This is a genomic window from Mycobacterium numidiamassiliense (genome assembly GCF_900157365.1).
Lineage (GTDB): Bacteria > Actinomycetota > Actinomycetes > Mycobacteriales > Mycobacteriaceae > Mycobacterium > Mycobacterium numidiamassiliense.
This window is the reverse complement of the sequence record NZ_FUEZ01000004.1, coordinates 653,740-677,242: the sequence shown is the minus strand read 5'-3', so window position 1 is coordinate 677,242 and position 23,503 is coordinate 653,740. Positions and strand designations below refer to the sequence as shown.

Genomic DNA, 23,503 nt, shown 5'->3' with positions numbered 1-23,503 from the left:
AGGTGGGGGCACCCCCAGCCGCGAGGCGGTGAGGGCGAGTGGGCGAATTGCACGCGTCGACCGACCCGACCGTCACCGACCTGCTGGTACCACTGGCCGAGATCGACGACCAGGGCGTCTATTTCGAAGACTCATTCGTCAGCTGGCGTGATCATGTCCAGCACGCCGCGGCCATCGCGGCGACACTGCGTGCCCGTCTGGACCCGAACAGGCCACCGCACGTCGGCGTGCTGCTGGAAAACACGCCGTTTTTCTCGGCCATGCTGGTGGCCGCCGGGATGTCCGGGATTGTGCCGGCGGGCCTGAACCCGGTGCGGCGCGGCGAGGCACTCGCCCGCGATATCCGCCGGGCCGACTGCCAGGTGGTGTTGACGGACTCGAATTCGGCTGCGGCGCTGGACGGTACCGAGTATGTGAACGTCGACTCCGCCGAGTGGGCCGAGGAGGTGGCCGCGCATCGCGACGTCGAGCTGGTCTTCCAGTCCGCCTCGCCCGCGGACCTGTTCATGCTGCTTTTCACCTCGGGCACCAGCGGCGATCCCAAGGCGGTGATGGTCAGCCACGGCAAGGTCGGGAGGGCCGGCCAGGGCATGACCCAGCGGTTCGGCCTGGGCCGCGACGATGTCTGCTACGTGTCGATGCCCCTGTTTCATTCCAACGCCGTACTGGTCGGGTGGGCGGTCGCCGCGGCGTGCCGCGGGTCATTGGCGTTGCGACGCAAGTTCTCCGCGTCGGGATTTTTGCCGGACGTGCGCCGCTACGGCGCCACCTACGCCAACTACGTGGGCAAGCCGTTGTCCTACGTGCTCGCCACCCCCGAGCAGCCCGACGACACGGACAACCCGCTGCGAGCGGTCTACGGAAATGAGGGCGTACCGCGCGACGTCGAGCGCTTCGGCCGCAGGTTCGGCTGTGCCGTTCAAGATGGGTTTGGTTCTACCGAACTCGGCGTGGCCATCGCCCGCACCCCGGACACTCCTGCCGGCGCACTGGGGCCGCTACCCGACGGGGTCGCCATCGTCGACCCCGATACCGGCGCGCCTTGCCCGCCGGGGGTTGTCGGCGAACTGGTGAACACGACCGGCGCCGGTAGCTTTGAGGGCTACTACAACGACGAGGCCGCCATGGCCGAGCGGATGGCCGGCGGCATCTATCACAGCGGCGACCTTGCTTATCTCGACGAAGCTGGATACGCGTATTTCGCAGGGCGGCTTGGTGATTGGATGCGGGTGGACGGTGAAAACCTCGGCGCGGCCCCAATCGAGCGGGTGTTGCTACGCTATTCGGATATGACCGAAGTTGCGGTGTATCCGGTGCCGGACCCAGCCGTCGGGGACCAGGTGATGGCCGCGGTGGTGCTGGCGCCGGGTGCCGAATTCGACGCCGAGAAATTCCGGGCGTTCCTGGCCGAGCAGCCCGACCTGGGGCCCAAACAGTGGCCGTCGTACGTCCGGGTCAGCACCGAGTTGCCGCGCACCGTGACGTTCAAGGTGTTGAAACGTCAGTTGTCGGCCGAGGGCGTCGACTGCGGCGAACCGGTGTGGCCGATTCAGCGTTAGTCACATGACATCTCGGCCTCTCGAGCTCGCGCTCGAAGCGAGCTTTGAACGGCTTTCCGCGTCGGTGCCGGCCGACGTCGGTATCGCGATCGCCCGACCGGACCGTACCTATGCGCTGGGCACTTGGTCCTCAGGTGTGGCCTGGTCGACGATCAAAGTGCCCTTGGCGATCGCGGCACTGCGCTGCAACTGGTTACGCGCACGCGACCTGGCCGTCAAAGCCATCACCGAATCCGACAATCGCGCGTCCGAGGAGTTGTGGTCGGGGCTGGGCGATCCGGCGGACGCGGCCCGCCAGGTGCAGGGCATCATCGCCGAGGGCGGTGATACCAAAACCGAGGTCGAATCACGGCGCCTGCGAAGGGGTTACACTGCGTTCGGCCAGACACAGTGGACCCTGCAGCGACAAGCACGGTTCGCGGCGCAGCTGCCGTCCATCGAGGGGGCGGCCGACGTCATCGATTTGATGGGCAACCTGACCGCTGGCCACCGCTGGGGACTCGCCGCCAAAGGCATTGCGGCAAAGGGTGGTTGGGGGCCGGGGGCCGAAGGCGAATACCTGGTCCGGCAATTCGGCGTCATGCCGACTCCATCCGGGCAATGGGGTGTCGCGCTGGCCGCCGAGGCTGCAGTGTTCGAAGCAGGAGTCGAGGTGCTCAATACCTTGGCCAACTGGCTTGTCAGCCGTCTGCCCGTGCTAGCCCGCTATTGACGGGACGACCGCGTCGATCAGGTGCGGCCCGGGTTCGGCAAAGGCGTCGCGCAAGGCTGCGACGAACTCCTCGGCCGTGCTTACCCGGCGGGCCGGAACTCCCATGCCTTCGCTGATTTTTACGAAGTCCATTGTCGGGCTTGACAGATCGAGCAAGGCCAGAGCCTTGGGGCCGGGAGCGGACCCGGCGCCTACCCGCGCCAATTCGATGCGCAGGATGTCATAGGCGCTGTTGTCGTACACGACCGTAGTCACGTTGAGGTTCTCGCGCGCCTGAGTCCAGAGTCCAGAAATCGTGTACATCGCCGACCCGTCGGATTCCAGGCACAGCACCGGACGATCGGGGGCGGCGATCGCAGCGCCGACGGCGGTTGGGATGCCGTAGCCGATCGCCCCGCCGGTTAGTGTCAGCCAATCATGGGCGGGTGCGCCGGCGGTGGCCTGCGGCAGCAGCAGACCGGAGGTGTTCGACTCGTCGACGACGATCGCCCGGTCGGGCAGCAGTGCCCCGATCACGTCGGCCGCCGACGCCGACGTCAGGGCGCCGATGGGCAGCTGCGGGCGCGACGGGGCGGCCACCGCGGCAACGGTGCCCGGCGCCAGCTCGTCGGCCGCCGCCGCGAGGGCGTCGGCGGCACCGCTGTGCCCGGCGAGCACGTGCACCTCACAGCCGGCGGGAACCAGGTCGCTCGGCATGTTCGGGTAGGCGAAGAAGGAGACCGGCGATTTGGCCCCGGCCAGCACCAGGTGCTTGGCACCGTCCAATTGACCCGCGGCGGCCTCGGCGAAGTACGCCAGCCGCTCGACGGCGGGGATGCCGGCACCACGCTCCAGCCGCGTCGGGAATGTCTCGCACAGCAGCCTTGCGCCCGTCGCCGCGGCGATCCGCGCGGCCGCGGAAAGCCCGGCGCCCCGGGTGGCGTCGCCACCCACCATGAGCACCGTCGGCTCTCCGGATCGCAGCACCGCCAGCACCTCGGGGGCCAGCAGCGGGTCGGCCGCCGCCGGTTGGGCGGGTATTGGTGTGGCGGGCTGGGCACCCTCCGACCAGGAGGCGTCGGCGGGCAGGATAAGCGTCGAGATGTACGAGCCCGCCCGGCAGGCGGAGATCGCCTCGGCCGCGTCGGTCGCGACGGCGGCGGCCTCCGTCGTGCGGCGCACCCAGCCGGAGACGGTGCCGGCAAGCGCGTCGATATCGGATTCCAGTGGGGCGTCGTACTTCTTGTGGTATGTGGCGTGGTCGCCGACCACGACCACCATGGGCACCTGGGCCCGACGTGCGTTGTGCAGGTTGGCCAGGCCGTTGCCCAGCCCGGGGCCAAGGTGCAACAGCACCGCCGCGGGCCGGTCGGCCATGCGGGCATATCCGTCGGCCGCACCGGTGGCGACGCCCTCGAAAAGCGCTAGGACGCCGCGCATTTGCGCCACGTCGTCCAGTGCGGCCACAAAATGCATCTCCGAGGTGCCCGGGTTGGCGAAGCACACGTCGACGCCGCCGTCGACCAGGGTGTTGATCAAGGCCTGAGCGCCGTTCACTTCGTTGCCTCCAGTCTGAACACGCGAGTGGCATTGTCGTGCAGAAAGTCTCGGCGGGCCTCATCCGTCAGCCCGAGATCGTCGAGTCCCGCCAGGGCATGTCCGTGGGCGATCATCGGATAGTTGGTGCCGTACAGGACTTTGCGTTGTCCGGTACCGGTTTTCATGAACCGGACGAGTTCCTCGGGCAGCCGTCTGATCGTGTAGGCCGAGGTGTCGATGTAGACGTTCTCGTGTTTGCGCGCCACGGCGACCATCTCTTCGGTCCACGGGTAGCCAACGTGTCCGCACACGATCACCAACTCGGGAAAGTCGAGAGCGATCTGGTCGATGTAGGGAATCGGGCGTCCAGTCTCCGATGGCCGCAGCGGACCGGTGTGGCCGACCTGGGTGCAGAACGGAACCGCGGCCTCGACGCATTCGGCGAAAAGCGGATAGTAGCGGCGATCGGTGGGCGGCGCGTTCCACAACCACGGCACGACCCGCAGGCCCACGAACCCTGCACTGACCCGGCGCCTCAGCTCGCGGACGGCGTCCATGGGTCGGTCCAAGTCGACGGTCGCCAACCCGGCAAACCTATTGGGATGCAGACGAATCCATTCCGCGACCTCGTCGTTGGAGATCAGGTCCTGGCCACCCGGGCCGCGCCACGCGCTGAGCAGGCCGAGGTCGACGTCGGCGGCGTCCATCGCCGCGATGGTCGCCGAAATCGGGATGTCGTCGTCCGGGATGGCTTCGCCGGTCCAGCGCCGCAGCGATGCCAACATGTCGCTGCGCAGGAACCGCGCAGTCGGATGCTGCATCCACACATCGATCGTCATCGCGTTTCGACTCTAGACCTCGGCCCTCAGGCGGCCAGCGCGGCGCGGGCCGCGGCGTGCGTCTGCCCCGCATACCCGCCGCCGAACAGCACCACGTGTGCCAGCAGTGGAAACAGCTGATGCAGCCCGACGCGGTTGCGCCAGCCCGGTTTCAGCGGCCGCACGCGTTGATAACCATCGATGACGGCTTCGTAGTGCGGGCAGCCGAACAGCGCGAGCATCGCCAGGTCGGTTTCGCGGTGACCGGCGTGCGCGGCCGGATCGATCAGCACCACGCCGTCGGGCGTCCACATCACGTTGCCGCTCCACAAATCACCGTGCAGCCGGGACGGTCCGTCGTCGTCGTCGAAGTCCCCCGCGCGGCACCGTGCCGCGACGGCGACGATCGCTGCCCGGGTCGACGCGTCGAGCCGCGGCGCCGCGAGCTCGGTCATCGGAACCAGTCGTTCGTCGGCATAGAAGTCGCCCCAGCGCGGGTGTGCACGAAGCGACATCGGCAACGGCTGGGACAGCGGCCCGAAGAACCCTGGTCCATCCCAGCCGTCGGGTCCGGCACCGTATGCCGCGGCGCCCGCGCCGTGCGTGACCGCCAGCCGGCCGCCGAACACGTCGGCCGCTTCGCGGCTCGGAGCCACCGAATCGAGTCGTTGCAGCGTCAGGCTGGAGGCGTCGAAGGAACGAACCTGCGCGCACGGCACGCCCTCGCCGACGCTCGAAAGCCATCCCAGCCCCGCGGCTTCCCAGGCAAAGAAGCCATCCGGGGCGCCTTGGCGGCGTTTGACGAAGTCGGTCACACAGCCTGAAGGATCAGGCGGTGACGTGCGCGGAGTGAACGTCGTCGGCGGGCCGCGCCTCGGTCTGTTCCTTGGCCCAGCGGTAGTCGGGCTTGCCCGCTGGCGACCGCTTGATCTCGTTGACCAGCCAAAGGCTGCGCGGCACTTTGTATCCCGCGATCTCGCTACGTACGAAGGCATCGAGTTCGGCCAGCGCCGGCCGGGTCCCCTCGCGTGCGTGCACCACCGCAGCGACGTGCTGCCCGAAGCGCGGGTCGGGTACTCCGACGACCAAGGCGTCGAACACGTCGGGGTGCCCCTTGAGCGCGGCCTCCACCTCTTCGGGGTAGATCTTCTCGCCACCGCTGTTGATGGACACCGAACCGCGGCCCAGCATGGTGACGCTGCCGTCCTCCTCCACCGTTGCGAAGTCGCCGGGGATGGCGTAGCGCACGCCGTGGAACGTCCTAAAGGTCTCGGCAGTCTTCTTCTCGTCCTTGAAATACCCGACGGGGATGTTGCCGCGTTTGGCGATGAAGCCCCGCACACCCGATCCCGGCTCGACCTCGTTGCCCTCCTCGTCGAGCACTACCGTGGTCTTGTCGATCTGCACCCGCGGTCCGCCCGTGTGCGACTGACCCTTCGTGACGACGCTGATGCCGCCAAAACCGGTCTCCGAAGATCCGATCGAATCGGTGATCACGCGGTTGGGCAGCAGCTCGAGGAACTTCTCCTTGATGCTGGTGGAGAACAGTGCCGCGGTGCTGGTGAGCACGAACAGCGACGACAGGTCGTACTCGTTGCCCTTGTCTTGCTGGGCCAGCAGGGCATCCAGCAGCGGGCGGGCCATCGCGTCGCCGGTGAAGAAGAGCATGTTGACCTTGTGCTCGTGAATTGTGCGCCAGACCGTGTCGGCGTCGAATTCCGGTGCAAGCAAAGTAGTTTGACCCGCGAACAGCGCCATCCAGGTAGCCGACTGGGTGGCCCCGTGAATCATCGGCGGGATCGGGTAGCGGATCATCGGCGGGTTGGCGACGGCCGACTTCGCCAGGTCGTACTCGTCCTTGACGAACTCGCCCGTGGTGAAGTCCGTGCCCCCGAACAACACTCGGTAGATGTCCTCGTGGCGCCACATCACGCCCTTAGGGAAGCCCGTCGTGCCACCCGTATACAGCAGGTAGATGTCGTCGGCGCTGCGTGGGCCGAAGTCCCGCTCGGGCGAGCCCTGCGCGATCGCCGAGTAGAACTCGACGCCGCCGTAGCGCTGGAAATCGTTGTCGCTGCCGTCCTCGACGACGAGGATCGTCTTGATGTTCGGAGTCTCGGGCAGCACGTTGGCGACCCGGTCGGAGTACTGGCGCTCGTGCACCAGCGCGACCATGTCCGAGTTGTCGAACAGGTAGCGCAGCTCACCCTCGACGTAGCGGAAGTTGACGTTCACCAGGATGGCGCCGGCCTTGATGATGCCGAGCATCGCGATAACGATCTCGATGCGGTTGCGGCAGTACAGCCCGACCTTGTCGTCCTTTTTGACGCCCCGATCGATGAGGTAGTGCGCCAGGCGGTTGGCCTTCTCCTCCAGTTGTGCGTAGGTCAGCTTCTCATCACCGCAGATGAGGGCGACACGGTCAGGCACAGCGTCAATGGCGTGCTCGGCGAGATCGGCAATATTCAGGGCCACGGCCACCAAATTAGAACGTGTTACATTTCTTGACAAGCTGATGCTCACAGACGAGGGAAAGGCGATAGTGATGGCCGAGGCTCCAGCAAACGAACAATCGGGTCCCGACGCGATCGTTGAACAGCGCGGCCACACCCTGATCGTCACGTTGAACCGGCCGCACGCCCGCAACGCGCTGAGCACCGAAATGATGGAAATCATGGTGCAGGCCTGGGACCGCGTCGACAACGACGACGACATCCGATGCTGCATCCTGACCGGGGCCGGTGGCTACTTCTGCGCGGGGATGGACCTCAAGGCAGCAACCAAGAAGCCGCCGGGCGAGTCTTTCAAAGACGGCAGCTACGACCCGTCACGCATCGACGCCCTGCTGAAGGGTCGCCGGCTGACCAAGCCGCTGATCGCCGCCGTCGAAGGGCCCGCGATCGCCGGGGGCACCGAGATCCTGCAGGGCACCGACATCCGGGTTGCCGGCGAAAGCGCCAAGTTCGGCATTTCCGAGGCCAAGTGGAGCCTGTACCCGATGGGCGGCTCGGCCGTGCGCCTGGTGCGGCAGATCCCCTACACGGTCGCCTGCGACCTGCTGCTGACCGGGCGGCACATCACCGCCGCCGAGGCCAAGGAGATCGGCCTGATCGGGCACCTGGTCCCCGACGGCCAGGCCCTGACCAAGGCGCTCGAGATCGCCGAGCTCATCGAGAACAACGGGCCTCTGGCGGTCCAGGCGATTTTGCGGGCGATCCGCGAGACCGAGGGCCTGCACGAGAACGACGCGTTCAAGATCGACACCCAGATCGGCATCAAGGTGTTTCTATCCGACGACGCCAAGGAAGGGCCGCGGGCCTTCGCCGAGAAGCGCAAGCCCAATTTCCAGAACCGCTAGCGCTTCGTCACATCTGCGCGCGGAGGGCTCCACGCGAGACGCCTGATGTTTTGCCCGCCTCCGAGCGACAATCGCGCGTAGCTGGGCTGCGCGTCGTCGTCACCGCTGCGTTGTCGCTCGGAGGCGGGCAAAACGTGGGTGAAGACGACAGCGCCCAATGTTGCTGACGTGACCGCCCGTTCGCGAGCAGCAGTGCCTTACCCCAGCGGGGCGCTCGGGGTGAATGCCACCGGCATCTTCTCCAGGCCGGACACGAAGTTCGCCGGCCGCAACGGCAGTGCAGCGTCTGGAGAGGCCAGTCGCAGATCCGGAAGGCGCTGCAGCAGGCGCGTCTGCATGATCGACAACTCCAGCCGGGCGAGCTGGTTGCCCAGGCAGAAGTGCGTCCCGAAGCCGAACGCGAGGTGGTTGTTCGGGTAGCGCTCGATATCGAAGCTCTCCGGGTCCTCGAAGACCTTCTCGTCGAAGTTCGCCGACTCGAACAGCAGGATGATCTTCTCGCCCTGGTGCAGCTGCGTGCCGTGGAACTCGGTGTCGGCGGTGATCGTGCGCGCCATGTTCTTCACCGGTGCCGTCCAGCGCAGCATCTCTTCGATCGCGTTGGGCAGCAACGACAGGTCGCCCACCAACCGCCGGTGCTGCTCGGGGTGCAGCAGTAGCTGCCTGGTCCCGCCGGACAGCGTGTGGCGGGTGGTCTCGTCGCCGCCGATCAGCAGCAGCAGGACCTCGGTGACAATCTGATGGTCCTCCAGCTGCGCCCCTTCGACCTCCGCATGCACCAGGACGCTGACCAGATCATCGGTCGGTTCTGCCTTGCGGGCCTCGATCATCCCCATCATGTATCCGCTGTAGGCGGCGAAGGCATCCATGGTGACCTGGATGTCCGCTTCGGCCGCAGTACTACTCAAGGAGCTGACCAGATCGTCGGACCACTTGAGGAACATCTCGCGTTCCTCCGGACGGACCCCGAGCATGTCGCCGATGACCGCCATCGGCAGGGGCGCGGCGATGTCCCAGACGAAGTCGCACTCGCCCCGTTCACACACCGCGTCGATCAGCGTGTCGCACAGCGAAGTGATCTTGGATTCCAGATCTTTCACGCGCTTGCGGGTGAAGCCGTAGTTGACGAGCTTGCGCCGCAACAGGTGTTGCGGGTCGTCCATCTCGATCATCATCTCGACGCCGGGTTGGTCGGGCCGGATGCCGCCGGCGTTGGAAAACAGCTCCGGCTTGCGCTCGGCCTCGATGACGGCCTGATAGGTCGCCGCGGCGGCCAAACCGTTGCGGTCCCGGAAGACCGGCTCGTTCTCCCGCATCCAGCGATAGATCGACCGCGAGTCGCCCGCGTAGAACGCGCCGTCGGTCAGATCCACAGAGGGTCTGGTCGCTGAAGTCACTGTCATGAGATCTCCTGGGCATCGCCGAATGTCATCTGTACCTGGTCAGCAGAGCTTGAGACTATCGCGCGCTTCGGAAGGCCCAGCGACGCCAGCTCTTTCGCGTAGGGGTGATCGCCGAGCCGGACGCGCACGCCCCCGATCCGCGTGCGGACACCGTCGAGCGTGTGCTCGAAGCCGGTCTCGCGGGTGACCCCGTCGCGGTGCGAGTAGCTGCGCTGCGCCTGCTGCCGCGGGGTCAGCCGAATCGGCAGGCCGCGGCGGAAGTCCATGCCGATCACCAGTTGCCCGTCGACGACGCAGTCGAAGCCGAACTGAGCGCCTTCACGAATCGTGAAGTCCGCCATGACTTTTGGGTAGCCCCAGATCGTTGTTCCCGCTTCTAGCGTGAACGCCTGGTCGACGGGCAGGTGGTGGATGAAGGCGCCGGCGGACCCTAGGGCACGCGGCCCACTCGCATCGGATCCAGGCGGGTTCACCATGATGCTGGTGCCGAATTCGTAGTACTGCCCCAGGTCGCCGTCGATGTAATGCATCAGCATCAGGACCGCGATCGCGCGCCCCGGCAGGTAACGGCAGACCTGAAGACCGCTGTAGTCGATCAGCCGCTGGGCGGCGTCGGCGTCGATAGAGAACATGGCCATGTGCTGATTCGCCTTGCGGATCTGCACCGGCATCGTCAGAACGGTGCCCGCGATGGTGTGCTGGGACGCAGTCATCCGGTAAATCTAGAACGCGTTCTAATCCCTGGCAAGAACCGGCTAAACCAGCGCGGCCAAGTCCCGGACCTGCTCCGGTGTGCGACCGGACACGACCATCATGGTCACGCCCGCGGCTTCCCAGGCCGCGATCTGCTTACGGACGTAGTCGATGTCGCCGACGATCATGGCGTCGTCGACGAGCTCATCCGGGATGATCTCGGCCGCCTTGTCCTTCTGGTTGGTGCGGAACAGCTTGGTGACCTCCTCGACCACCTCCGCATAGCCCATCCGTCGGTACACGTCGGCGTGGAAGTTGGTGTCCTCGGCGCCCATTCCGCCCATGTACAGCGCGAGATGCGGCTTGATCGCGGCGTGCGCCGCCGCCCGGTCCTCGGTGACGACGACCTGAGCCGTCGCGCAGATCTCGAAGTCCTCGCGGCTGCGCCGGGCACCGGGCCGGGCGAAGCCCTCGTCGAGCCATTCGTTGTACATGTCCGCCATGCGCGGCGTGTAGAAGATCGGCAGCCAGCCGTCGCAGATCTCGGCGGCCAGCGCCACGTTCTTCGGCCCCTCGGCGCCCAGCATGATCGGGATATCGGCGCGCAGCGGGTGGGTGATGGGCTTGAGCGGCTTGCCCAGGCCGGTGGTGCCCTCCCCAATCCGCGGCAGCGGATAGTGCGGACCGGCGCTGGTCACCGGCGCTTTACGGGCCCACACCTGCCGGATGATGTCGATGTATTCACGGGTGCGGGCCAGGGGCTTGGGAAACGTCTGGCCGTACCAGCCCTCCACGACCTGCGGGCCGGACACTCCGAGCCCGAGGATGTGGCGGCCGCCGCTGAGGTGGTCGAGCGTCAAGGCGGCCATCGCACACGCCGTCGGGGTGCGCGCGGACAGCTGCACGACAGACGTGCCCAGCCGCACCCGCTCGGTTGACGATCCCCACCAGGCCAGCGGTGTGTAGGCGTCGGATCCCCATGCCTCAGCGGTGAACACGGCGTCGAACCCGGCGGCCTCGGCCTCGGCGACGAGTTCGCCGGCGTTGTCCGGCGGGTGAGCGCCCCAATAACCCAGCTGCAACCCCAGCTTCATCTCTCCGCCTTTCCCTGCCAGAACGGACCCGACCACAACCCAATGTTGAAACGGTTCTTAGAACCTGTTCTACTCGATGGCGTGACAGCCACTTCGAGCGGCCCGACCACTATCGATCACTCCGAGCCGCCTCTCTCCGCGCCGTTAACCCTCTCCTTCGACTACACCCGTTCAGTCGGTCCCACGCTGGGAAAGTTCTTCACCGCGCTGCGTGAGCGCCGCGTCCTAGGGGTGCGCGGATCAGACGGCCGGGTGCATGTACCACCTGCCGAATACGACCCGGTTACCTACGAACCGCTGGGCGAGATGGTACCGGTGTCGGCCGTCGGCACCGTGGTGTCGTGGACGTGGCAGCCCGAACCCCTGGGCGGCGAGCCGCTCGACCGGCCGTTCGCCTGGGCCCTGATCAAGCTGGACGGCGCCGACACACCGCTGATCCATGCGGTCGACGCCGGCACGCCCGACGCGATCCACAGCGGTGCGCGCGTGCATGTGCACTGGGCGGACGAGACGGTGGGCGCCATCACCGACATCGCGTACTTCGCACTCGGCGAGGACGCTGAACCCGAAGGGCCTGCCACCGAGCAGGACCCGGTCACGATGATCGTCACGCCGGTCTCGCTGACCATTCAGCACACCGCCTCGCACGAGGAAAGCGCGTACTTGCGTGCCATCGCCGAGGGCAAGCTGCTGGGTGCGCGCACCGGCGAGAACGGCAAGGTCTACTTCCCACCGCACGGCGCGGACCCGGCAACCGGCCAGCCCACCACCGAATTCGTCGAACTGCCGGACAAGGGCACCGTGACGACGTTCGCGATCATCAACATCCCGTTCCAGGGTCAGCGCATCAAGCCGCCCTACGTGGCGGCCTACGTGCTGCTCGACGGGGCAGACATCGCCTTCTTGCACCTCGTCGCCGACATCGACGCGGACGACGTTCGGATGGGCATGCGGGTCGAGGCGGTGTGGAGGCCTCGCGAGGAGTGGGGTTTCGGCATCGACAACATCGAATACTTCCGGCCGACCGGCGAGCCGGACGCCGAATACGACACCTACAAGCACCACCTGTAAAGGGCCTACCCACACATGAGTGATCGCAACGTTGCGGTGGTCGGCTTTGCCCACGCCCCGCATGTCCGCCGCACCGACGGCACCACCAACGGCGTCGAAATGTTGATACCGTGCTTCGCCCAGCTCTACGAGGAGCTCGGCATTGCCAGGACCGACATCGGCTTCTGGTGCTCGGGATCCTCGGATTACCTTGCCGGACGGGCGTTCTCGTTCATCTCGGCGATCGACTCGATCGGGGCCGTGCCGCCGATCAACGAGTCACACGTCGAGATGGACGCGGCCTGGGCCCTCTACGAGGCTTACATCAAGATCCTGACCGGCGAGGTCGACACGGCGCTGGTGTACGGGTTCGGAAAGTCCTCGGCCGGCATCCTGCGCCAGATCCTGTCTCGACAGACCGACCCCTACACCGTCGCGCCGCTGTGGCCGGACTCGGTGTCGCTGGCGGGATTACAGGCCCGCCTGGGTCTCGACTCCGGCAAGTGGACGCACGAGCAGATGGCCCAGGTTGCCCTCGACTCGTTCGCTCATGCCGAGCGCAACGACCGCGAAAAGTCCGCCAAGAGCATCGACGAACTGCTGGCCCGGCCGTTCTTCAATGACCCGCTGCGACGCCACGACATCGCACCGATCACCGACGGGGCCGCAGCGATTGTGCTCGCGGCCGGCGACCGTGCCCGTGAGTTGCGGGAAAACCCTGCCTGGATAACGGGAATCGAGCATCGCATCGAAACCCCGGTCCTGGGTGCGCGCGACCTCACCGAGTCGCCGTCGACCGCGGCCTCGGCCTCGGCGGCCACCGGTGGCGACGCCGGTGTTGACGTCGCCGAGCTGCATGCGCCGTTCACCCACCAGCATCTGATCCTGGCCGAGGCCATCGGAATCAACGGCAAGACCAAAGTCAACTTGTCCGGCGGCGCGCTGTCGGCCAACCCCATGTTCGTCGCCGGTCTCGAGCGTATCGGCTTTGCCGCACAACATATCTGGAACGGATCGGCCGAACGAGTGCTCGCGCACGCTACCAGCGGGCCCGCGTTACAACAGAACCTGGTTGCGGTCATGGAAGGAAAGAACTGATGGCCGGCGCAGGCGCGCATCTCGCAGCGGTACTGGGTACCGGGCAGACCAAGTATGTGGCCAAGCGCAAAGACGTCTCGATGAACGGCCTGGTGCGCGAGGCGATCGATCGGGCACTCGCCGACTCTGGCAGTACCTTTGCCGACATCGACGCGGTCGTGGTCGGCAAGGCGCCCGACTTCTTCGAGGGCGTCATGATGCCGGAGCTGTTCATGGCCGATGCCGTTGGCGCCACCGGCAAGCCGCTGATCCGGGTACACACCGCCGGCTCGGTTGGCGGGTCGACCGCGATAGTCGCGGCCAGCCTGGTGCAGTCCGGGAAGTACAAGCGCGTGCTCGCGATGGCCTGGGAAAAGCAGTCGGAGTCGAATGCCATGTGGGCGTTGTCGATTCCCATCCCGTTCATCAAACCGGTGGGCGCGGGCGCAGGCGGGTATTTTGCCCCGCACGTTCGCTCGTACATCCGCCGCTCCGGCGCACCGCTCAACATCGGCGCCATCGTCGCGACCAAGGACCGGCTCAACGGGGCCCGCAACCCGCTGGCCCATCTGCACCAGCCCGACATCACCGTCGAGAAGGTGATGGAGTCCCCGATGCTGTGGGACCCCATCCGCTACGACGAGACCTGCCCATCCTCCGACGGTGCCGCCGCCGTGGTGATCGGCGATGAGGAGAGCGCCGAAGCTCATCTGGCGCAGGGAAATCCGGTGGCCTGGATTCACGCCACTGCGCTGCGCACCGAGCCGCTGCAGTTCTCCGGGCGCGACCAGGTCAGCCCGCAGGCCAGCCGCGACGCGGCCGCCGCGCTATGGCAGGGCGCCGGCATCACCAGCCCGATCGACGAGATCGACGTCGCAGAAATCTATGTACCGTTCTCCTGGTTCGAGCCGATGTGGTTGGAGAGCCTGGGTTTTGCCGCCGAGGGCGAGGGCTGGAAGCTCACCGAGTCCGGCGAGACCGCCATAGGCGGAAAGCTCCCGGTGAACCCCTCCGGCGGCGTGTTGTCGTCAAACCCGATCGGCGCTTCGGGCCTGATCCGGTTCGCCGAGTCGGCAATCCAGGTGATGGGCAAGGGCGGCGATCACCAGGTTCCGGGTGCCCGGAAAGCACTGGGACACGCCTACGGCGGCGGCTCGCAGTACTACTCCATGTGGGTGGTCGGTGCCAACAAACCCGCAAAGGTAGACGCGTGACGGAGCACCCGGCCCACGAGGCCGGCCGGCGCTCGCGCGAGGCGGTCATCGCCAGAAACAAGGACGCATGGCTCGCGGTGTTCACCGACGACGCCATCGTCGAGGATCCCATCGGCCCTTCGGCTTTCGACCCGGAAGGCAAAGGGCACCGCGGCCGCGACGCGATCTCGGCCTTCTGGGACAAGGCCATTGCGCCCACCACCAAAATCGAGTTCGTCTTCCGCGACACCTACCAGTGCGGCAACGAGGAAGCCAACGTCGGGCACATCCTCATCACCACGGGCGACTACCTCACCACGGCCGAGGGCGTGTTCACCTACAAGGCCAACGACGAGGGCAAGCTGGTCGCGCTCCGCGCGTACTGGGAGATGGAAGCCGCCGCGGCAGGCACCCGAAAGGTTTAGCGGCTCTACTCAACTCGTGGTGCGCGGGTACTGCCTGCGCGGTAGTGTCCAGGTGTCGCGTTCACCACGACGGTGAGGGAGTCGGCTCATGGACACAGGGAAGTTCGAGGCCCGCGCACAGCCCAAGTCGTCACGGAACCGGCTCATCCTGGCCATCGCGGGTGCTGTGCTCGTCATCGTCGCGATCATCGCAGTCACCGGCTACCTGGTATTCGGACGAACATCCTCTGGGCAGACCGCGTCCAAGCAGGCCGCGTCGCCAAGCGCTGCGGCCGCTCGCAGCGAGGCCGTACTGCCGTTCTCCCTCAAAGATCCCGAAGGGGTGGGGGTGGACAGAGCGGGCAATGTTTACGTTGTCGACTCGGGCGACCAGCGGGTGCTCCAGCTGCCCGCCGGCTCCAGCACGCCGACCGAGATGCCGTTTACCGGCCTGAACAATCCAGCCGGTTTGGCGGTGGACAACAATGGCAGCCTCTACGTCGCCGACCAGGACAACAAGCGGGTCTTGAAACTCCCCGCCGGGGCCAAGACTCAGATAGAACTCCCGTTCACCGGTCTGACTGAGCCGCATGGCGTGACGGTGGACAGCACCGGCAATGTCTACGTCTCCGATCTCAAAAACAACCAGGTGCTTGAGCTGCCCGCCGCCTCGAATACCCAGGTCGTAGTGCCGTTCACCCCACTGAACCAGCCGTATGGTCTAGCAGCGGACAGCGCCGATGGTGTCTACGTCGCCGACGCCGGCAACAACCGGGTGCAGAAACTGCCTGCAGGAACAACCACTCCGGTGATCCTGCCGTTCACCGGCCTCAACTTTCCGAACACCGTGGCAGTCGATCGCGGCAATAACGTCTATGTCACCGACTTGAACAACGATCGGGTTCTCAAATTGACGGCGGGCTCGAACACCGTGTCCCAGCTGCCGTTCACCGGCCTCTTCGCTCCGTACGGAATAGCGGTGACCGATCAGGGCGACGTCTATGTGGTCGACTTTCGCAACCAGGTGTTGAAAATGCCGGCGGGATATCAGGCGACACCACTTGGGAGATGACGCGGCAACGAGGAAGCGGATCCTTAGGCTGGCGTCGCCGGGTACTCGGGGATCCAGCGCACCTGCGTGATGCGTTGCGCGAGTTCGTCATTGGTGCGTTTGGGAGCGACCCCGTCCGCTACGGCCTGGGCAGCTACGGCATGGGCGATGCGCACCGCGACGTCTGGCACGTCCGTCCACGCAGGCAGCAGCGGCTGGTCGGGGTCGGCGAGCGCGGGCGATGCGTCACCCAAGGTCGCCGCCGCGACCCGCATCATTTCGTCGGTCACCCGGGTCGCCTGCGCGGCGGTCACGGCCAGGCCCATGGCTGGGAAGATGTAGACGTTGTTGCATTGTGCGACAGGCTGTTCCACGCCTTTGCGCAGCAGCGGCCCAAAAGGTGATCCCGTGGCGATCAGCGCGCGTCCCTGCGTCCACTGGTCCAATTCGGCCGGACGCGCCTCGGCGCGGCTAGTCGGATTGGACAGCGGGAAAATGATCGGCCGCGCGGTTTTGCCGGCCATCTCGCGCACGATGTCCTCAGTGAAAGCCCCCGCAGCAGTGGACAGTCCGAGCAGCACACCGACGTCGACCTGGTGCACGACGTCGGCAAGTTGGGCCGCGCCGGACAGGCCCCAGCCGGCAACGCGCCCAGCAGGCTGGGCGAATGCGCGTTGTGCCGCAGACAAATCCGTACGATCGTCGGTGAGCAGGCCTACCACGTCGACAACCCAGATCCGTTCCAGCGCCGCCTTTTCGGACAGCCCCTCGGTCACCATCTGCTGGCGAATCATGTCCAACACACCGATGCCCGCCGAGCCCGCGCCCAGCATCACCACCTGCTGCTGCGACAGCGGACGACCGGCCGCTGTCGCAGCACCGTGCAGCGCCCCCAGGGCGACCGCGGCGGTGCCCTGGATGTCGTCGTTGAAAGTCAGCAGTTTGTCACGGTAGCGAGCCAGAATCGGCAGCGCGTGCGCGGTGGCGAAGTCCTCCCACTGCAGCAGCACGTTGGGCAATTGCTCGTGCACCGCCGCGACGAACTTGTCAATGAACGCGTAGTAATCCTCGTCATCGATGCGTCGGTGGCGCCAGCCCAAATAATGTGGATCGTCCAGCAATTCGACGTTGTCGGTACCCACATCCAGAACAATCGGAAGAGTGCGAGCGGGGTCGATGCCGCCGATGAGACTGTAGAGCGACAGCTTGCCGATCGGAATGCCCATACCCCCGATGCCCTGGTCGCCCAAGCCCAGGATGCGCTGGCCGTCAGTCACCACGATCACGTCGACATCGCGCTGCGGACGGTTGCCAATCACCTCGCCAAGGCAGTCGCGGTCGGCATAGGAAACGAACAACCCCCGCGGCCGCCGATAGATTTCGCCGAAGCGCTGGCAGGCCTCACCGACGGTCGGCGTGTAGATGATCGGCAACGTTTCGGGGATGTGCTCGCGCAGCACCCGGTAGAACAGCGTCTCGTTGCGGTCTTGCAATGCGCGCAGATAGATGTGCTTGTCCAGATCATCATGGCGAGAAGAGAATTCGTGCCAAATATGTTCGGCTTGCTCGCCGAGAGTCTTCACCACGGTAGGCAACAGACCCAGCAGGCCCAACTTGCGCCGCTCCTCAATCGTGAAAGCGGTGCCCTTGGTCGTCAAAGCGTCGAACAGCCTGGCCTGTCCTCGCAATTCATCAGACATCGACAAACTCCTCAGTCGACGAACGGAGTCCCGGGCTTCATCTCATAGGAGCGCGGACGCCGCCGCAACCGTGATCCGAGCCGAATTGATGTTTTCACAAGAATCGCGCGGTGTCGTTCCCTGCGGAAAACCGATGATCCAGCGGCTAGATTGGCTCGAGCCCGGCCAGATGGCGCTGCGCCAGGTCGCGGTACGCCTGTGGGTTCAGGTTGACCCACATTTCCGCGCCGGTGCCGGCAATCGGACCCTTGATCTGCGCCGGTGCCCCGACGACGAGCACCCCGGCCGGAATCTGGCTTCCGGCGGTCACCAAAGAGTGCGCCGCGACCAGGCTGCGTGCGCCGATCACCGCGCCGTCGAGCACCGTGGCGTGGTTGGCGATCAGCGCCTCGGACCCGACATGCACTCCGTGAATGACGCACATGTGGGCCACCGTCGCGCCCGGACCGATGTCGACCGGGATGCCCGGCGGTGCGTGCAGCACCGAGCCATCCTGCACATTGGCGCCTTCTCGCACGACGATCGGCCCATAATCGCCGCGCAGCACGGCGTTGAACCACACCGACGCGCCAGCCTCGACGGTAACGTCGCCGATCAGGGTCGCGGTCGGCGCCACAAAGGCGGTCGGATCGATGCGCGGCGCCCGACCCTCGAAAGCGAACAGCGGCATCGTCTAGATATACCCCAGCATGAATATCCCGTGGCCAGGGCCGCTGTCATTGCGCTTGCGGGGCGAAAAACTGTAACGTGTTCTAGTTAGAGGGCTAGCACGTTGGAGGTAACAGGTGACTACCGACACCAAAGCGGTCGGCATCCGGGAAATCGATCCCGGCGCCTTGCCGACCAGGTACGCCCGGGGCTGGCACTGCCTGGGTGTCGCACAAGACTTCCTGGACGGCAAACCGCATTCGATTCAGGCGTTCGGCACCAAGTTGGTGGTCTTCGCCGATTCGGCGGGTGACATCAAGGTCCTGGACGGCTACTGCCGGCACATGGGCGGCGATTTGTCCGAGGGCACCATCAAGGGCGACGAGGTCGCCTGCCCGTTCCACGACTGGCGCTGGGGCGGCGACGGACGCTGCAAGCTGGTGCCCTACGCCAAGCGCACGCCCAAGACGGCACGCACGCGTGCGTGGACCACGGACGTCCGCAGCGGCCTGCTGTTCGTCTGGCACGACCACGAGGGCAATCCGCCGGACCCGGCCGTCCAGATCCCCGAGATCCCCGAATACACCAGCGGCGAGTGGACCGAGTGGCGGTGGAACAGCATCCTCATCGAGGGATCCAACTGCCGCGACATCATCGACAACGTCACCGATATGGCGCACTTCTTCTACATCCATTTCGGTTTGCCGACGTACTTCAAGAACGTCTTCGAGGGCCACATCGCCTCGCAGTACCTGCACAACGTCGGCCGTCCTGACGTCAACGACCTCGGGACGTCCTACGGCGAAGCGCAACTGGACTCCGAGGCGTCCTACTTCGGGCCGTCGTTCATGATCAACTGGCTGCACAACAGCTACGGCGGCTTTAAGGCCGAGTCGATCCTGATCAACTGCCACTACCCGGTGACGCAGAACTCGTTTGTGCTGCAATGGGGTGTCATCGTCGAAAAGCCCAAGGGCATGGACGAAAAGATGACCAACAAGCTGTCGAGGGTGTTCACCGAGGGCGTCAGCAAGGGCTTCCTGCAGGACGTCGAAATCTGGAAGCACAAGACCCGCATCGACAACCCGCTGCTGGTCGAGGAGGACGGCGCTGTCTATCAGCTGCGTCGTTGGTACCAGCAGTTCTACGTCGACGTGGCCGACATCGAACCGGAGATGGTGGAACGCTTCGAGATCGAGGTGGACACCACCCGGGCCAACGAGTACTGGAACACCGAGGTCGAAGAGAACCTCAAGGCTTCGGATGCCGAAGCCCCTGCGGCCGAAGAAGTTCCAGCCGAACAACGCTGACGACATGCCCGACGATCAGCCGGCGGTTCCCGACGTCGATCGGCTCGCCCGGTCGATGCTACTGCTGCATGGTGATCACCACGATCACGATGAAGCACCCGCGCGCAACGGTGGCTCCGGATCTTGGTCGAAGTCAAGGGATTTCAGTAACGACCCGCAGCGCGCCGCCGCGGTTGCCGAGGCCAGCCGCGCCGACCGCGAGCGCTATCTCACGGCGGGGCTGCTCCCAGTGGACTGCCGGTTCTGTCATGTCTCGGTGACGGTCAAGCGACTCGGGCCCGGTCACACTGCGGTGCAATGGAATACCGAAGCGTGGCAACGGTGCGCACACTTCACTGCGGTGCGAGAAGCCGGTGGAGATACCGCACGCGTGAAGTCCTGTCCCCGGCTGTCCGACAGCATCGAGCACGCGGTCGCGGAGGGGTATCTGAACGAGCAGCCCGACGAGTGGGACCGTTGATCACAGCCCGGCGAAGCGCTCCTTGACCTCTTCGGCGGTGAGCCCGTAGTCGGCCAGGGAGTACTTGTGCTTCGGGGCCCGGGCGCCCGTCTGACTCTCAGCGTGGCTGTCTTCCATGGCCTTTCGGGCCTCGTCGGTCAGCGTCAGACCGAAGTGTTGATACACGCTGGCAACCGTCCCGAGCGGATCAGCGATCAAATCGTGGTAGTCGACGTCGTAGAACTGGGCCGGATCGTTTTTGGCGCGCACGGTGTTGAACCGCTCCAACCCGCGCGACCAGGTTTCCATCGCGTCGGCACCGATCTGCGCGCCGACAAAGCTCGTCGACCACCCCTCGGCGGTGTGCTGAGCCAACGAGCACATCGAGGCCAGGATCGTCTCCACCGGCCGGTGAGTCTGAATCACCAGCGCGTCGGGATAGGTCTCCAGCAGGGCGTCCAGCGCGAAGAGATGACTGGGATTCTTGAGTACCCAACGCTTTTCGACGTCGTTGAGGCCGATCAACTGGAGATTCTTGCGGTGCCGCCGATACGACGGCGTCCAGTCCTGTCGCGACAGCCACTGCGAGTAGGTGGGCAGGTGTGACAGCGTCTCATAGGACACCGAATGCAGCGACTGGCGCAGCAGCTGCCAGCACTCCTCCAGCTCGTAGGCGGCCATGAAATGCAGCCCGGTGTACTCCGGGTTCTCCTCGTGATGCTGGTTGAACTGCGCGTTCAGCTGGCTGTACCACGGATTCGATTCCCAGGTGTCCCGAGGCGGACGCGGCTGCGGGAACTCGGCCAGCCACAAGTGCAGACCTTGATGCACCGGATCCGCGCCCAGCAGCCGGTGCAAGATCGTCGTGCCGGTGCGCGGCAGCCCGGTGACGAAGATCGGCTGCTCGATGCCGACGTCGACGTGCTGCGGATACTGCTTCCACGCGGACTCAGAAAACAGCCTCGCCACCAGCGCACCGCGCAGGAAGAACCGATTCATCTTGCTGCCCAACGCGGTTAGGCCGGCGTCACGCTGGTAAGACTCCAGCAGCACCCCCAGCGCTTCGCGGTAGTTGTCGTCGTCGACGCCGAAGTCGTCGAGCCCAACCAGCTTGGTCGCCGACGCGTGCATGTCCTCGACGGTGCCGACATCGGTGCGCTCTGCCATCAGGTGTGATACTCCCCGCAGTTGACGTCCAGGGTCTGCCCGGTGATGCCGCTGGACAGATCGCTGGCCATGAACAGAATCGCCGACGCCACCTCGTCCTCGGTGGGCAGCCGCTTGAGGTCGGAGTTGGCCGCAGTGGCCTGGTAGATCTCCTCGGCCGTGGTGCCGTACTTGCCGGCCTGATGATTGAAGTAGGCCTGCAACGTGTCACCCCAGATATAGCCCGGTGCAACGGAATTGACGCGGATACCCTGATCACCCAGCTCGGTGGCCAGCGACTGCGACATGGACAGCAACGCTGACTTGGCCATCTTGTAGGCGCCGTATTTCGCCTGGGAGTGCCGGATCACCATGGAGTTGACGTTCACAACCGAGCCCTTCGACGCGGCCAACGCGGGGGTGAAGCCCTGGATGAGCCGCAGCGCGCCGAGAGCGCTGAGCTCGATCGCGTCGCGGATGTGTTGAAATGTGGTGCCCGCCAACGGTTTCATCGACGGCACCCGAAACGCGTTGTTGATCAGCACGTCGACCTTGCCGTAGGCCTCCAGCGTGGCGTCGACGAGGTTGTTGACCTGGTCGTCTTCGGTGATGTCAGTGCGCACCGTCACCGCCCGGCCTCCGGCGTCGGCAACCTGCTTAGCGACGTCGTCGAGGCGATCCAGGCTGCGGGCCGCCAGCACCAGGTCGGCGCCCTCTCGGGTACACCGATGCGCCAGCGTGGTGCCGAGCCCGGGGCCGACGCCACTGACCACCACTACCTTGCCGTCGAGCAGCTTTGTCATCCCAGCATCCTTGCCTGAATCTGTTGGTGACGCAGCGAAATTCGCGCGCGCCATGCTTCCTCGGAAATCTTGTTGTGCTCAAAGTGAGGCAGTGCGCTGGGCACCGCGTCGAAGTCGACCAGCTCGACGGTGGGCCCGTCGGCATCGGTGAGCTGACGCGACACTCGTTGCCAACGGAACTGCAGATAACCACGGCGATGGCCGAGCGTCTCGACCCAGTTGGTCACTCCGGGGTTCTGGTCGGCCACCACAATGCGGACCTTGCCGTCCGGATCCGCTTGGGCCTGCGTGTTGTTCAGCGATGTCTGGTGATTGATGTAGTCCAGCGAGATGTACCACAGGCTGCCCAGCTGGAAGCCGAGGTAGGGGGCATCGGAGACCGGAATCGTGATCACCAGCGCCTGATCGGGCCGCAGATCCCAATGCCCGACCGACGAGTACTGGGTGGCCAGCCCGCCCGGGGTCAGCCGGGGCGCCGTCAGGGTGTTGACCGGGAGATTGTCGTAGAACCACTGCGGGAACTGCAGCCAGGTCTTGATTCGCTGCACAAGCTGCTTTCCCGCTGTGGCATAACGCCTTTCGATGGTCTCGCGGGTCAGCGGCGGCGGCGCGGTACCGGCAGTGTCCAGCCGGGAGATCGCCAGCGTGCCGCGCTGCGCCGACCAGTCGCCGTACACCTCGCGCATCACCAGCTGACCGTTGCTCGTCGGTCGCACCCGCCACTCGAAGCTGCCGTCCGCGGCGATTTCGAGTTCGCGGTCGTCGAACGCCGCCTGACTGACCGGCACGTTGTCGTCGGTGTACTCCCCACCCAGCAGCTGGAAGCTCAGGTCGGTGGTGGTGCCGCGCCTGCCGGTGACGACGTAGTCGTGATTAGCGTGCACCCGGGTGCCGAAGTACAGGGTGTCGGGGTTGTCCAGGCCCATCTTGGTGAACGGCCCGGTACCCGACTGCAGGAACGGATGGTCGCGGTCGTAGTCGACGGCCAGATGGATGCAGGCCGAGATACCGCCGGCCAGGTATTGCAATCCTTCGAGCAGATCGGCTTCGGTCTCGATGAAGGGAGCGGCGGCGACCAGTTTCTCGGCCTCGGCGATCGCGTCAGTAAGGGGATCAGAGAACACGTCTAGACGCTAGAACGTGTTCTACTTTTTAGTCAATGGCGAACATTCCCGCGTGTCGTCGACGCCGTTTAGGAACGAGGCCCGCTCACTACGGCGTGCACTGCTGGGACAGGTTGATCAGATGCTGCCGCACGTCCGGATGCCGATTCAGGTAGTCGATGACGTTGGGACCGCCACCCTCGGCCTGGGACTTCGAGGACAGCTGCTGCTTGATGTCGGGATGCCGGGTCAGGTACGAGTCGATGGACTGACCCACGGTCTGGTTGCACGGGTCTGCGTTGGCCAGGGGCAGCGCGAGCACGGTCGCGGCGGTTGCGGTGAGCAGCCCCCCGGCGAGCAGGCCGTAGAGTCCGCGCCTGGCGGCGAATGTCACGGTCATGCGGCCGAGGCTACCCACGGTAGC

The 23,503-nt window shown here is 65.6% G+C and carries 23 protein-coding genes; 10 read left to right on the top strand and 13 right to left on the bottom strand.

The genetic code is table 11. The features are described from left to right. Positions 1–47 precede the first annotated feature (47 nt). Together fadD17 and MNAB215_RS11670 are read left to right on the top strand one after the other, a co-directional pair. The gene (fadD17, locus tag MNAB215_RS11675) at positions 48–1,559 is read left to right on the top strand and encodes a long-chain-fatty-acid--CoA ligase FadD17 (protein ID WP_077081941.1); all 1,512 of its coding nucleotides are present in this window, start codon (positions 48–50) and stop codon (positions 1,557–1,559) included. Between the two features lie 4 nt (positions 1,560–1,563). Next, positions 1,564–2,271, top strand: coding sequence for a serine hydrolase (locus tag MNAB215_RS11670; protein WP_077079005.1), 708 nt, complete (start codon positions 1,564–1,566; stop codon positions 2,269–2,271). Here MNAB215_RS11670 and MNAB215_RS11665 read toward each other — a convergent pair. From MNAB215_RS11665 to MNAB215_RS11650, 4 genes are read right to left on the bottom strand one after another with little or no spacing between them, the layout of a single operon-like run. Further along, positions 2,257–3,807, bottom strand: a complete 1,551-nt coding sequence (locus tag MNAB215_RS11665; RefSeq protein ID WP_077079004.1) for an acetolactate synthase large subunit — start codon at positions 3,805–3,807, stop codon at positions 2,257–2,259. The two genes, MNAB215_RS11670 and MNAB215_RS11665, sit on opposite strands and share 15 nt — an antisense overlap. Next, positions 3,804–4,628 carry an amidohydrolase family protein gene (locus tag MNAB215_RS11660; RefSeq protein WP_077079003.1) on the bottom strand — a complete coding sequence of 275 codons (825 nt, stop codon included), beginning with the start codon at positions 4,626–4,628 and terminating at the stop codon, positions 3,804–3,806. The genes MNAB215_RS11665 and MNAB215_RS11660 overlap by 4 nt, the downstream gene beginning before the upstream one ends. A 26-nt stretch (positions 4,629–4,654) precedes the next feature. After that, complete coding sequence (locus tag MNAB215_RS11655) at positions 4,655–5,422, bottom strand: fructosamine kinase family protein (protein WP_077079002.1); 768 nt, start codon at positions 5,420–5,422, stop codon at positions 4,655–4,657. Positions 5,423–5,435: 13 nt separating this feature from the next. Then, positions 5,436–7,088: an acyl-CoA synthetase gene (locus MNAB215_RS11650; protein ID WP_108637613.1), complete on the bottom strand. Its 1,653-nt coding sequence runs from the start codon at positions 7,086–7,088 to the stop codon at positions 5,436–5,438. A 64-nt stretch (positions 7,089–7,152) separates the two neighbouring features. Here MNAB215_RS11650 and MNAB215_RS11645 point away from each other — a divergent pair, with 64 nt between their 5' ends. After that, entirely contained in the window at positions 7,153–7,965 is an 813-nt protein-coding gene (locus MNAB215_RS11645) for a crotonase/enoyl-CoA hydratase family protein (protein WP_077081940.1), read from the top strand. Positions 7,966–8,162: 197 nt separating this feature from the next. Here the strand turns inward: MNAB215_RS11645 and MNAB215_RS11640 are convergent, their stop codons facing one another. From MNAB215_RS11640 to MNAB215_RS11630, 3 genes are read right to left on the bottom strand one after another with little or no spacing between them, the layout of a single operon-like run. Further along, positions 8,163–9,368, bottom strand: coding sequence for a cytochrome P450 (locus MNAB215_RS11640; protein WP_077079000.1), 1,206 nt, complete (start codon positions 9,366–9,368; stop codon positions 8,163–8,165). Then, positions 9,365–10,081, bottom strand: a complete 717-nt coding sequence (locus tag MNAB215_RS11635) for an acetoacetate decarboxylase family protein (protein ID WP_077078999.1) — start codon at positions 10,079–10,081, stop codon at positions 9,365–9,367. Before MNAB215_RS11635 ends, MNAB215_RS11640 begins: the two co-directional genes overlap by 4 nt. Positions 10,082–10,123: 42 nt before the next feature. Next, a complete protein-coding gene (locus tag MNAB215_RS11630; protein ID WP_077078998.1) occupies positions 10,124–11,155 on the bottom strand; it encodes an LLM class F420-dependent oxidoreductase in 1,032 nt (343 codons plus the stop codon). Positions 11,156–11,236: 81 nt separating this feature from the next. Between MNAB215_RS11630 and MNAB215_RS11625 the strand changes: the two genes are divergently transcribed. The 5 genes from MNAB215_RS11625 (at position 11,237) to MNAB215_RS11605 (ending at position 15,951) form a co-directional block, all read left to right on the top strand. After that, positions 11,237–12,226, top strand: coding sequence for a Zn-ribbon domain-containing OB-fold protein (locus tag MNAB215_RS11625; RefSeq protein ID WP_077078997.1), 990 nt, complete (start codon positions 11,237–11,239; stop codon positions 12,224–12,226). 15 nt (positions 12,227–12,241) lie between these two features. Then, complete coding sequence (locus MNAB215_RS11620; RefSeq protein ID WP_077078996.1) at positions 12,242–13,303, top strand: thiolase domain-containing protein; 1,062 nt, start codon at positions 12,242–12,244, stop codon at positions 13,301–13,303. Continuing rightward, the gene (locus tag MNAB215_RS11615) at positions 13,303–14,496 is read left to right on the top strand and encodes a thiolase domain-containing protein (RefSeq protein ID WP_077078995.1); all 1,194 of its coding nucleotides are present in this window, start codon (positions 13,303–13,305) and stop codon (positions 14,494–14,496) included. Before MNAB215_RS11620 ends, MNAB215_RS11615 begins: the two co-directional genes overlap by 1 nt. Beyond that, the gene (locus MNAB215_RS11610) at positions 14,493–14,900 is read left to right on the top strand and encodes a nuclear transport factor 2 family protein (RefSeq protein WP_077078994.1); all 408 of its coding nucleotides are present in this window, start codon (positions 14,493–14,495) and stop codon (positions 14,898–14,900) included. Before MNAB215_RS11615 ends, MNAB215_RS11610 begins: the two co-directional genes overlap by 4 nt. Before the next feature lie 88 nt (positions 14,901–14,988). After that, positions 14,989–15,951 (top strand): NHL repeat-containing protein, encoded by a 963-nt coding sequence (locus tag MNAB215_RS11605; RefSeq protein WP_077078993.1) that lies wholly within the window; start codon positions 14,989–14,991, stop codon positions 15,949–15,951. A 23-nt stretch (positions 15,952–15,974) separates the two neighbouring features. Here MNAB215_RS11605 and MNAB215_RS11600 read toward each other — a convergent pair whose 3' ends face one another. Both MNAB215_RS11600 and MNAB215_RS11595 read right to left on the bottom strand, forming a co-directional pair. Then, positions 15,975–17,630 carry an NAD-dependent malic enzyme gene (locus MNAB215_RS11600; RefSeq protein WP_077078992.1) on the bottom strand — a complete coding sequence of 552 codons (1,656 nt, stop codon included), beginning with the start codon at positions 17,628–17,630 and terminating at the stop codon, positions 15,975–15,977. A 145-nt stretch (positions 17,631–17,775) separates the two neighbouring features. Then, positions 17,776–18,300 carry a gamma carbonic anhydrase family protein gene (locus tag MNAB215_RS11595; protein ID WP_077078991.1) on the bottom strand — a complete coding sequence of 175 codons (525 nt, stop codon included), beginning with the start codon at positions 18,298–18,300 and terminating at the stop codon, positions 17,776–17,778. A gap of 115 nt (positions 18,301–18,415) precedes the next feature. On the opposite strand from MNAB215_RS11595, the gene MNAB215_RS11590 reads away from it, so the two are divergent. Then, positions 18,416–19,588, top strand: coding sequence for a 3-ketosteroid-9-alpha-monooxygenase, oxygenase component (locus MNAB215_RS11590; RefSeq protein WP_077078990.1), 1,173 nt, complete (start codon positions 18,416–18,418; stop codon positions 19,586–19,588). 4 nt (positions 19,589–19,592) lie between these two features. Beyond that, entirely contained in the window at positions 19,593–20,048 is a 456-nt protein-coding gene (locus tag MNAB215_RS11585; RefSeq protein WP_077081939.1) for a hypothetical protein, read from the top strand. Here the strand turns inward: MNAB215_RS11585 and MNAB215_RS11580 are convergent, their stop codons facing one another. The 4 genes from MNAB215_RS11580 to MNAB215_RS11565 form a co-directional block, all read right to left on the bottom strand. Beyond that, positions 20,049–21,194, bottom strand: coding sequence for a sulfotransferase family protein (locus tag MNAB215_RS11580; RefSeq protein ID WP_077078989.1), 1,146 nt, complete (start codon positions 21,192–21,194; stop codon positions 20,049–20,051). Further along, positions 21,194–21,976 (bottom strand): SDR family oxidoreductase, encoded by a 783-nt coding sequence (locus MNAB215_RS11575; RefSeq protein WP_077078988.1) that lies wholly within the window; start codon positions 21,974–21,976, stop codon positions 21,194–21,196. The genes MNAB215_RS11580 and MNAB215_RS11575 overlap by 1 nt, the downstream gene beginning before the upstream one ends. Continuing rightward, complete coding sequence (locus tag MNAB215_RS11570; protein ID WP_077078987.1) at positions 21,973–23,100, bottom strand: hypothetical protein; 1,128 nt, start codon at positions 23,098–23,100, stop codon at positions 21,973–21,975. The genes MNAB215_RS11575 and MNAB215_RS11570 overlap by 4 nt, the downstream gene beginning before the upstream one ends. Before the next feature lie 88 nt (positions 23,101–23,188). Next, on the bottom strand, positions 23,189–23,479 hold the full coding sequence (locus MNAB215_RS11565; RefSeq protein WP_077078986.1) for a hypothetical protein: 291 nt from the start codon (positions 23,477–23,479) through the stop codon (positions 23,189–23,191). Between the last annotated feature and the right edge of the window lie 24 nt (positions 23,480–23,503).

Excerpts from the sequence above, each read along its gene's own strand:
- MNAB215_RS11670 (WP_077079005.1), top strand. The coding sequence starts at position 1,564 with ATGACATCTCGGCCTCTCGAGCTCGCGCTCGAAGCGAGCTTTGAACGG.
- MNAB215_RS11660 (WP_077079003.1), bottom strand. The coding sequence starts at position 4,628 with ATGACGATCGATGTGTGGATGCAGCATCCGACTGCGCGGTTCCTGCGC.
- MNAB215_RS11645 (WP_077081940.1), top strand. The coding sequence starts at position 7,153 with ATGGCCGAGGCTCCAGCAAACGAACAATCGGGTCCCGACGCGATCGTT.
- MNAB215_RS11640 (WP_077079000.1), bottom strand. The coding sequence starts at position 9,368 with ATGACAGTGACTTCAGCGACCAGACCCTCTGTGGATCTGACCGACGGC.
- MNAB215_RS11635 (WP_077078999.1), bottom strand. The coding sequence starts at position 10,081 with ATGACTGCGTCCCAGCACACCATCGCGGGCACCGTTCTGACGATGCCG.
- MNAB215_RS11630 (WP_077078998.1), bottom strand. The coding sequence starts at position 11,155 with ATGAAGCTGGGGTTGCAGCTGGGTTATTGGGGCGCTCACCCGCCGGAC.
- MNAB215_RS11620 (WP_077078996.1), top strand. The coding sequence starts at position 12,242 with ATGAGTGATCGCAACGTTGCGGTGGTCGGCTTTGCCCACGCCCCGCAT.
- MNAB215_RS11615 (WP_077078995.1), top strand. The coding sequence starts at position 13,303 with ATGGCCGGCGCAGGCGCGCATCTCGCAGCGGTACTGGGTACCGGGCAG.
- MNAB215_RS11605 (WP_077078993.1), top strand. The coding sequence starts at position 14,989 with ATGGACACAGGGAAGTTCGAGGCCCGCGCACAGCCCAAGTCGTCACGG.
- MNAB215_RS11600 (WP_077078992.1), bottom strand. The coding sequence starts at position 17,630 with ATGTCTGATGAATTGCGAGGACAGGCCAGGCTGTTCGACGCTTTGACG.
- MNAB215_RS11595 (WP_077078991.1), bottom strand. The coding sequence starts at position 18,300 with ATGCCGCTGTTCGCTTTCGAGGGTCGGGCGCCGCGCATCGATCCGACC.
- MNAB215_RS11585 (WP_077081939.1), top strand. The coding sequence starts at position 19,593 with ATGCCCGACGATCAGCCGGCGGTTCCCGACGTCGATCGGCTCGCCCGG.
- MNAB215_RS11580 (WP_077078989.1), bottom strand. The coding sequence starts at position 21,194 with ATGGCAGAGCGCACCGATGTCGGCACCGTCGAGGACATGCACGCGTCG.
- MNAB215_RS11575 (WP_077078988.1), bottom strand. The coding sequence starts at position 21,976 with ATGACAAAGCTGCTCGACGGCAAGGTAGTGGTGGTCAGTGGCGTCGGC.
- MNAB215_RS11565 (WP_077078986.1), bottom strand. The coding sequence starts at position 23,479 with ATGACCGTGACATTCGCCGCCAGGCGCGGACTCTACGGCCTGCTCGCC.